The organism is Myxococcus sp. CA039A, from assembly GCF_013336645.1.
Lineage (GTDB): Bacteria > Myxococcota > Myxococcia > Myxococcales > Myxococcaceae > Myxococcus > Myxococcus llanfairpwllgwyngyllgogerychwyrndrobwllllantysiliogogogochensis.
Genome location: NZ_JABUMQ010000393.1, coordinates 1 through 9,153, shown reverse-complemented (window position 1 = coordinate 9,153; position 9,153 = coordinate 1). Strand labels below are relative to the sequence as shown.

Annotated in this window: 7 protein-coding genes; 6 read left to right on the top strand and 1 reads right to left on the bottom strand. The window is 67.7% G+C overall.

Features of this window, described 5'->3' with window-relative positions; all coding sequences use genetic code 11:
- The 6 genes from HR086_RS41070 to HR086_RS41045 all read left to right on the top strand — a co-directional run.
- A partial coding sequence (locus tag HR086_RS41070) for a riboflavin kinase (protein WP_217442152.1) occupies positions 1-326 on the top strand: 326 nt, incomplete at its 5' end.
- Between the two features lie 212 nt (positions 327-538).
- Positions 539-2,239: a type IV-A pilus assembly ATPase PilB gene (gene pilB / locus HR086_RS41065; RefSeq protein ID WP_141648911.1), complete on the top strand. Its 1,701-nt coding sequence runs from the start codon at positions 539-541 to the stop codon at positions 2,237-2,239.
- A gap of 39 nt (positions 2,240-2,278) precedes the next feature.
- Positions 2,279-3,394 (top strand): type IV pilus twitching motility protein PilT, encoded by a 1,116-nt coding sequence (locus HR086_RS41060; RefSeq protein WP_141648910.1) that lies wholly within the window; start codon positions 2,279-2,281, stop codon positions 3,392-3,394.
- Between the two features lie 57 nt (positions 3,395-3,451).
- Complete coding sequence (locus tag HR086_RS41055; protein ID WP_174453011.1) at positions 3,452-4,705, top strand: type II secretion system F family protein; 1,254 nt, start codon at positions 3,452-3,454, stop codon at positions 4,703-4,705.
- A 61-nt stretch (positions 4,706-4,766) separates the two neighbouring features.
- Positions 4,767-6,308 (top strand): nitrogen regulation protein NR(II), encoded by a 1,542-nt coding sequence (locus HR086_RS41050; protein WP_174468336.1) that lies wholly within the window; start codon positions 4,767-4,769, stop codon positions 6,306-6,308.
- Between the two features lie 26 nt (positions 6,309-6,334).
- The gene (locus tag HR086_RS41045; protein ID WP_281291621.1) at positions 6,335-7,747 is read left to right on the top strand and encodes a sigma-54 dependent transcriptional regulator; all 1,413 of its coding nucleotides are present in this window, start codon (positions 6,335-6,337) and stop codon (positions 7,745-7,747) included.
- A 24-nt stretch (positions 7,748-7,771) separates the two neighbouring features.
- On the opposite strand, the gene HR086_RS41040 is transcribed toward HR086_RS41045, so the two are convergent.
- The coding region (locus tag HR086_RS41040; RefSeq protein WP_174468335.1) for an FAD-dependent oxidoreductase at positions 7,772-9,153 on the bottom strand (1,382 nt) is incomplete at its 5' end.

The window sequence follows — 9,153 nt, the reverse complement described above, 5'->3', positions numbered from 1 at the left end:
CCGCCAACGTGGACACCCAGAACGAGCTGCGGCCCGCGCCGGGCGTCTATGCCATCCGCGTGCGCTTCCTCACGGGGGAGGGCGTGGGCACCTGGCATGGGGGCGCGGCCAATATCGGCATCAAGCCCACCTTTGGCGGCACCGAGGTCACCATCGAGGCGCACCTGCTGGATTTCGCGGGGGATATCTACGGGCGGGAGCTGCGCGTGCAGTTCCTGGAGCGCCTTCGCCCCGAGCAGCGGTTCGGCTCCGTGGCGGAGCTGACCGGGCAGATCAAGCGCGACGTGGAGGCCGCTCGCACGGTGATTGCGCGGGCCGGGGAGTGACGCACGCACTTTTCCCGTGATTGTTCAACGGGTTGGCGAGTCCGGGCCCCCCAGAGGGCGCCTTGACGGATGTGCGCGGCTCCCCTCTAATTCGCTGTCAGGAACCGTGCCAAAGGTGCTGTGGGGCCCCGAGGCAACGCCCCTGTCTCCCAAGAGCGAGGCGGGCCCCCGCCCGTCTCATCCTTCTGTGCCACAAGGAAGAGGCTTCACGAATGTCCGGTCGATTGGGTGAACTGCTGGTCCGCGAGAATCTCATCTCCGTCCAGCAGCTGCGCAAGGCCCAGGAAGAACAGCAGAAGAGCGGCACGCGCATCGGCACCGCGCTCATCAAGACGGGCGCCATCGAGGAGTCGAAGCTCACCGACTTCCTCTCCAAGCAGTACGGCGTGCCGGCCATCAACCTGAAGGACTTCGACATCGACCCGGACATCATCAAGCTCGTGCCGAAGGAAGTGGCCGAGAAGCACCTGGTGATTCCCGTCAATCGCGCCGGTCCCTCGCTGATCGTCGCCATGTGCGACCCGTCCAACATCTTCGCGGTGGACGACCTGAAGTTCCTCACCGGCTACAACATCGAGACGGTGGTGGCCTCGGAGGTCTCCATCCGCGAGGCCATTGAGCGCTACTACGCGGAGAAGGGCCCCTCGATGGAGGAGATCGTCGGCGACGTCGACGACGAAGTCGAGCTGGCGAAGGAAGAGACGGAGAACATCGACGAGATGGCGAAGGCCGCGGATGACGCGCCCGTCGTCAAGCTGGTGAACCTCATCCTCATGGACGCCATCAAGAAGCGCGCGTCCGATATCCACATCGAACCGTATGAGCGCGACTTCCGCGTCCGCTTCCGGATCGACGGCGTGATGTACGAGGTCATGCGCCCGCCGATGAAGCTGCGCAACGCGATTACGTCGCGTTTGAAGATCATGGCCTCGCTGGACATCTCCGAGCGACGCCTGCCGCAGGACGGCCGCATCAAGATCAAGATTGGCGGCGGCAAGGAGATGGACTTCCGCGTGAGCGTGTGTCCCACGCTCTTCGGCGAGAAGGTCGTGATGCGTCTGCTCGACAAGAGCAACCTGCAGCTGGACATGACGAAGCTGGGCTTCGACGCGGAGCCCCTGGCCTGGTTCAAGGAAGCCATCGACCGTCCCTACGGCATGGTGCTGGTGACGGGCCCCACCGGTTCCGGCAAGACGACGACGCTGTACTCGGCGCTCTCCAGCCTCAACGACGTTGGCACCAACATCTGCACCGCCGAGGACCCGGTCGAATTCAACTTCGCCGGCATCAACCAGGTGCAGATGCATGAAGACATCGGCCTGAACTTCGCCGCGGGCCTGCGCTCGTTTCTCCGCCAGGACCCGGACATCATCATGATTGGTGAGATCCGCGACTTCGAGACGGCGGAAATCGGCGTGAAGGCCGCCCTCACCGGCCACCTGGTGCTCTCCACGCTGCACACCAACGACGCCCCTGGCACGGTGAGCCGTCTGCTCAACATGGGCATCGAGCCGTTCCTCGTGACGGCCTCGCTCAACCTCATCCTCGCCCAGCGTCTGGCGCGCCGCCTGTGCCCGGCCTGCAAGAAGCCGGCGGACAAGGTGGACGAGCAGGCCCTCATCGACGCCGGCATCCCCCCGGACAAGATGGGCACCTTCACCGTGTACGAGAAGGTCGGCTGCCGTGACTGCAATGACCGCGGCTACCGGGGTCGCGTGGCCATCTACGAGGTCATGCCCTTCTGGGACGGCCTCAAGGAGCTGGTCATCAACGGTGGGTCCGCCGCGGAGCTCAAGCAGGAGGCCATCCGTCTGGGCATGAGCAGCCTTCGCATGAGTGGCCTCAAGAAGGTGATGGACGGCTTCACCACTCTGGAAGAAGTGGTCGGCAACACCGCCCCGGACCGTTTCTAGTCACCCCCTCCCCCAGCCTCACCGAAGGACATCCCCACCGTGGCCAACCTGCACCAGCTCCTCAAGGCGATGGTCGAGAAGGGCGCTTCCGACCTCCACGTCACCACCGGCTCGCCGCCGCAATTGCGCGTGGACGGCGAGCTCGTCCCCTTGAAGACGGCGCCGCTGACGCCCGTGGAGACCAAGCAGCTCTGCTACTCCATCCTCACGGACGCCCAGAAGCACAAGTTCGAGGAGGACAACGAGCTGGACCTGTCCTTCGGCGTGAAGGGGCTGTCGCGCTTCCGCGCCAACATCTTCATGCAGCGTGGCGCGGTGGCCGGGGCGTTCCGCACCATTCCCTTCAAGATCCTGACCTTCCAGGAGCTGGGTCTGCCGCCCGTCGTGGCGGAGCTGGTGAAGAAGCCGCGCGGCCTCATCCTGGTGACGGGACCCACGGGGTCGGGCAAGTCCACCACGCTGGCCTCGATGATCGACAAGATCAACACCGAGCGTCATGAGCACATCATGACCATCGAGGACCCCATCGAGTACCTGCACCCGCACAAGAACTGCCTCGTCAATCAGCGCGAGGTGGGTGCGGACACGCGGAACTTCAAGACGGCCCTCAAGTACATCCTGCGTCAGGACCCGGACATCGTGCTGGTGGGCGAGTTGCGCGACCTGGAGACCATCGAGGCCGCGCTCACCATCGCCGAGACGGGCCACATCTGCTACGCGACGCTTCACACCAACAGCGCGGTGCAGACCATCAACCGCGTGCTGGACGTGTTCCCGCCGTACCAGCAGCCGCAGGTGCGCGCCCAGATGTCCTTCGTGCTGGAGGGCGTGATGAGCCAGGCGCTGGTGGCCAAGGCGGGCGCTCCGGGCCGCATCCTCGCCCTGGAGGTCATGATTCCCAACCCCGCCATCCGGAACCTCATCCGCGAGGACAAGGTCCACCAGATCTACTCCTCCATGCAGGTGGGTCAGGCCAAGTACGGCATGCAGACCTTCAATCAGGCCCTGGCGGCGCTGCTTCTGCGCCGGCTCATCACCCAGGACGAGGCCTTCGGTCGCTCCAGCGACCCGGACGAGCTGCGCAACATTCTTTCCACTGGCGGTGGCGGGCTCCCGGGTACCCAGCGACCAGCCGGAGGAGCGACGGGTCGTTAGTTCCTGGTTTCGAGATTCAGCGGTTAGACTCGCGCGGCGTTTGCGGAGGTCGAGCTCATGGCAGCACCGGCAGTCCAGAAGGCAACAGCTTCCAAGAAGAACACCGCCCAGTTCCTCTGGGAGGCGAAGACCAAGAGCGGGGAGACGAAGAAGGGCGAGATGGAGGCCTCGGACAGCGAGGCCGTCAACGCCCGGCTCAAGTCCCTGGGCCTCAATCCCGTCAAGGTGCGCAAGAAGAGCGCGCTGGACGGAGAAATCAGCCTCCCGGGCTTCGGCGGCGTCACGGGCAAGGACATCCTCGTCTTCACGCGTCAGTTCGCGACGATGATCGACGCGGGTCTGCCCCTGGTGCAGTGCTTGGACATCCTCGCCAACCAGATGGACAACCCCGCCTTCAAGAAGGTGGTGCTGGCCATCAAGGCGAAGGTGGAGCAGGGCAGCACCTTCGCGGATGCGCTCAAGGAGCACCCCAAGGTCTTCGACGAGCTCTACATCCAGCTCTGCGCGGCCGGCGAGGTCGGCGGTATCCTCGACACCATCCTCAACCGTCTGGCGGCCTACCGCGAGAAGGCGGAGAAGCTCAAGCGCAAGGTCAAGGGCGCGATGACCTATCCGGCCATCGTCATCCTCGTGGCCATCGGCGTGACGGCGCTGCTGCTGCTCAAGGTGACGCCCGTGTTCGCGGCCATGTTCGCGGACTTCGGCTCGGCGCTGCCCGCTCCCACCCAGTTCGTGGTGGACCTGTCCGCCTGGGCGGAGGCGTACTGGCTGCATGTGATCAGCATCATCACCGCGCTGGTCGTCTCCTTCACCTGGAGCTACAGGCAGCCCAGGGGCCGCAAGTTCTGGGACAAGGTCTTCCTGAAGTTGCCGCTGTTCGGTCCCGTGCTCCGCAAGGTGGCGGTGGCGCGCTTCACGCGCACGCTGGGCACGATGATCTCCTCGGGCGTGCCCATCCTCGACGCGCTCGACGTGACGGCGAAGACGGCCGGTAACCGCACGGTGGAAGAGGCCATCTACTACGTTCGCGGGAAGATCTCCGAAGGCAAGAACATCGCCGGTCCGCTGCTCGAGACGAAGGTGTTCCCATCCATGGTGGTGCAGATGATTGGCGTCGGTGAAGCGACGGGCGCCATGGACACCATGCTCAACAAGATCGCCGACTTCTACGACGACGAAGTGGACACCGCGGTCAGCGCGCTGACGGCCATGATCGAGCCCCTGTTGATGGTGTTCCTCGGCGGCGTGGTCGGTGGCTTCCTCATCGCCATGTACCTGCCCATCTTCTCCATTGCCGGTGCCATCAAGTAGCTCCGCTGTCGCCAGGGCGCGCGCGGACGAGTCTGAGAGGCTCCGCGCGCGCCTGGTCTGGCTGGTGTTGTTCCGCACGGTGGCGGCGAGCCTGTCACTCGTCATCACCGTGGGTCGCCTGCTGCTCCAGCCCCTCGAGGAGCCGAGCCGGGCAGACTCGCTCTCGCTCTCCGTCATTGTCGCCGCGTATGTCTCCACGGTGGTGGTGGGCATCCGGCTGCGGCGGGAGAAGGCCGGCCGGCTGGACGCGTGGGTGCAGGTGCTGGGCGACGTCGTCATCGCCACGGGCCTCGTGTTCCTGAGTGGTGGTTCCGACTCCCCGCTGACGTTCCTCTACAGCCTGGCCGTCATCGGCGCCGCAGTGGTGCTGGACTGGCGAGGGGCCCTCTGGGTGGCGGCGGCGGCGGCGCTGTCCTTCGCCGGGCTGGTGGGGGTGCTGCGGCTGTCGGACGTCGCGCCGCTGGGGCCGCTCTTGTCCAGCCGGGGCTTCTTCGTGCTGGGCAGCAATCTGCTCGCGCTGGCGCTCATCGCCGTGTTGGCGGGCTACCTGTCCCGGCAGCTCTCCGCGACGGGCGGCGCGCTGTCCGCGCGAGAGGCGGACCTGCGCAGGTTGGGAGGGCTCCAGCAGCAGATTCTCTCCTCCATGCCGTCGGGGCTCATCACCTGCGATGCCCAGAAGCGCGTTACATACGTCAACGCCGCCGCGCACGGCATCCTTCAGCTGGAGGACATGGTCAGCACCGGTCAGCCGCTGGAGTCGCTGCTCCCCGGAGTGTCGGGGCTCGCGCCCCGCTCGTCGCGCGGCGAGCTGGTGGTGGGCACGGACGGGGGGCGTCGGCGCATCATCCTCGGGCTGTCGGTGACGCCGCTGGAGGGTGAGCAGGGCGCGCTGCTCATCGTGTTCCAGGATTTGACGGAGCTGCGGCGGATGGAAGAGGACCTGGAGCGCTCGGACCGGCTCGCGAGCCTGGGGGCGCTCTCCGCGCAGCTGGCGCACGAGCTGCGCAACCCGCTGGCGGCGATGCGGGGCTCCGCGCAGCTGCTGGCGCAGGAGTGCTCGCGGGACGTGGTGGTGCAGAAGCTCACCAACATCCTGGTGCGCGAGTCGGATCGGCTCGGGCGGCTGGTGGAGGACTTCCTGCGCTTCGCGCGTCCTCCGGAGCCCATGCGTCGCGAGGTGTCGCTGGACGCGCTCCTGGCGGAGACGGTGGACATGTTGCGGGCGGACCCCCTGGCGCGGGACGTGCGGGTGGAGGTGTCCGCGCAGGAGCGGCTGACGGCCGCGGTGGATCCGGACCAGCTGCGTCAGGTGCTCATCAACCTGGTGCGCAACGGGTTCCAGGCGGCGGGACCCAGGGGCGAGGTGCGGGTGGGGCTGGCGAGAAGCGAGAAGGAAGCGCAGATTCGGGTGTGGGACTCGGCGGGAAGCATCACCGAGGAGATGATGGGCCATCTGTTCGAGCCTTTCTTCACCACGCGGGACGGAGGCACGGGACTGGGGTTGTCCACCGCGCACTCCATCGTCCGCGCGCATGGCGGCTCCATCCGCGTGCGCTCGGACCCGGCCGAGGGAACGGAGTTCGTCGTGGGGTTGCCGCTGTGACGACCGCGCATGCCGCAGAGAGCGGAGTGAGAGGCCACATTCTCGTCGTGGACGACGAGCTGTCCATGCGGGAGTACCTGGAGCTGTTGCTGCACCGCGAGGGTTACGCGGTGACGAGCGTGCCCGGGGTGAAGCCCGCGTGCGAGGTGCTCGCGCGCGACGGGGTGGACCTGGTCATCTCCGACATGAAGCTGGGGACGGGCAGCGGCCTGGACGTGCTGCGCACGGCGCGGGCGCGCAAGGAGCCTCCGGAAGTCGTGCTGATTACGGCCTACGGGACGCCGTCCGCCGCCGTGGAGGCGATGCGCGAGGGGGCGTACGACTACATCTGCAAGCCCTTCGACAACGAGGAGCTGCGGCTGCTGGTGCAGAAGGCGCTGGAGAAGCGCACGTTGCGGCAGGAGAACATCACGCTGCGCGCGCGGCTGTTGCCCGGGCTGGGCGTGGCGGTGGGGCAGAGCGCGCGGATGCAGGCGGTGTGGTCCCTGGTGGAGAAGGTGGCGCCGGGGCGCAGCACGGTGCTGGTGACGGGGGAGAGCGGCACGGGCAAGGAGCTGGTGGCGCGTGGCATCCACATGCGCGGCAATCGGGCGGCGCAGCCCTTCCTGCCGTTCAATTGCGCGGCGCTCAACGAGGGCACGCTGGAGAGCGAGCTGTTTGGCCACGTGAAGGGGGCCTTCACGGGGGCGTTGCACGAGCGCGCGGGCCTGCTGGTGTCCGCGGGTGAGGGCACGGTGATGCTGGACGAAGTCGGCGAGATGCCGCTGGCCACGCAGGTGAAGCTCCTGCGGGTGCTCCAGGAGCGGAAGGTGAAGCCGGTGGGGAGCGCGGCGGAGGTGCCCTTCCAGGCGCGAGTCATCGCGGCGACGAACCGGCGGCTGGAGACGGAAGTGAAGGCAGGGCGCTTTCGCGAGGACCTCTTCTACCGACTCAATGTGATTACGCTGGAGCTGCCACCCCTGCGCGAGCGCGCGGGCGACATCTCGCTCCTGGCGGGCCACTTCCTGTCGAGGATGGCGGAGGAGCTGGGGCGGCCGGGCCTGCGCTTCGCGCCAGAGACGCTGGCGTTGCTCGAGCGCTACGCATTCCCCGGCAACGTGCGGCAGCTGCAGAACATGGTGGAGCGCGCGGCCACGCTGTCGGACTCGGACCTGCTGGGGCCGTCCACGCTGCCGCCCGCGGTGCGCGGCGAGGCGGAGCCGGTGGCGCGTCCGGGCGAGGGCGGCGAGCCCCAGTTGAGCGGCGGCTTCAATCTGGAGCGCCACCTGGACGACAGCGAGCGGCGCTACCTGCTGGCGGCGCTGAAGCAGGCGGGTGGGGTGAAGACGCGCGCGGCGGACCTGCTCGGCCTGTCCTTCCGCTCGTTCCGCTACCGGCTGGCGAAGCACGGCCTCACGGACGAGCTGGAGGACCCCGCGCCGGTGCGAAGCGGAGAGTGACGCTCCCCTCAATGGCCCGGAGACCTAGAAGCCGAGCGCCGCCCTGGCGCCGTCCGCGGCCTCCAGGCCCATGCGCCAGTTGGCGTCCTGGCTGTTGTAGGAGAAGCGGCCGCCGCGGCCGATGGAACTCAGGCGCTCGAAGTTGTCGAGGTGCTCCTGGAGGGGCTGGAGGACGCGTTGGAAGCCGGGCTGGTACACCGGATAGCAGCGCGGCAGGCGCACCACGTGGAATCGCCCGACCGGGGCCGGTCCCAGCAGGCCCACGGACTCCAGCTCCTTCCTGGCGAGCGCCGCCATGGCTTCATCGGACTCGCTCCAGAGGGCCTCGTCCTGGGAGCACCAGTACTCCGCGCAGAGGATGGTGGAGCGCTCCGCGCCGTAGAGTCCGGGGACCCAGTTGCGGAAGTTGGTGACGCGGCAGGTCCTGACCGCGCGCGTGTGCATCTCCAGCCAGGACTCGGGGAACAGCCCCGTCTCGTGGACCTCCAGGTACACCAGGAGCGCGCTTCGGAAGGTGAGCACGTCGCGCGCCTCGGTGAGCGCCCGTTGCACCTCGGGGGGCTGGCCTGGAAGCTGTGCCACGAGCGGCACCAGCGGGGCGCTGGAGATGATGTAGTCGTAGGCCCGCGAGCCGTGGGAGGACTTCAGCCCCGTCACGCGGCGGCCCTCGACCTCCAGCGCCTCCACCCGGCTCTCCAGGAACACCTCGCCGCCGTGGTCGCGGACGAACTGGGCCATGCGCTCGTACACTTCACCGGTGCCGCGCTGGGGGTAGGGGAACTGCTCGGTGACCTGCTTGACGGCGCGTGCCCGGGCGTTGCTCGCGCCCGTGCGCAAGGCGGCGAGTACGGTGTCGACCAGCGAGGCGTCCTTGGCCGCGGCGCCGGACACGCTGGCGTCCACCGCGGAGCAGGGCCGTCCGAAGAACTTCTCGTTGAAGTCTCGGAAGAACTGCTCGTAGACGCGGCGGCCAAAGTGCTGCACCAGCCAGTCCTCGAACGTTCGAACCTCCGGAAGCGGGCGCAGTTGCTGGCGCCCGTAGTCGAGCACGCACCGGATGGATTCGGTGAGGCCCACCTTGCGCACCACATCCACCACCTGGAGCGGGTAGCGCAGCACCTTCCCATCATTCCGGAAGACGCCGGGATGGGACTCGACGGTGGCCCAGTCCTCTCCCACCACGCTCTTCCAGAGCGAGTCGATGCGCGCATCCTGCGTGTGGAAGCGGTGCGGCCCCAGGTCCACCCGCTGGTTCCACAAGTCCAGGGTGCGTGACAGTCCGCCGACGACGCGGCTGCCCTCGTGGACCTCGACCTGGGCACCGGCCTTCGCCAGGACATAGGCGGCGGTGAGGCCCGCGGGGCCGGCACCCACCACCGCGATGCGGGGACGGGGCGACAGGGGCG

Excerpts from the sequence above, each read along its gene's own strand:
- pilB (WP_141648911.1), top strand. The coding sequence starts at position 539 with ATGTCCGGTCGATTGGGTGAACTGCTGGTCCGCGAGAATCTCATCTCC.
- HR086_RS41055 (WP_174453011.1), top strand. The coding sequence starts at position 3,452 with ATGGCAGCACCGGCAGTCCAGAAGGCAACAGCTTCCAAGAAGAACACC.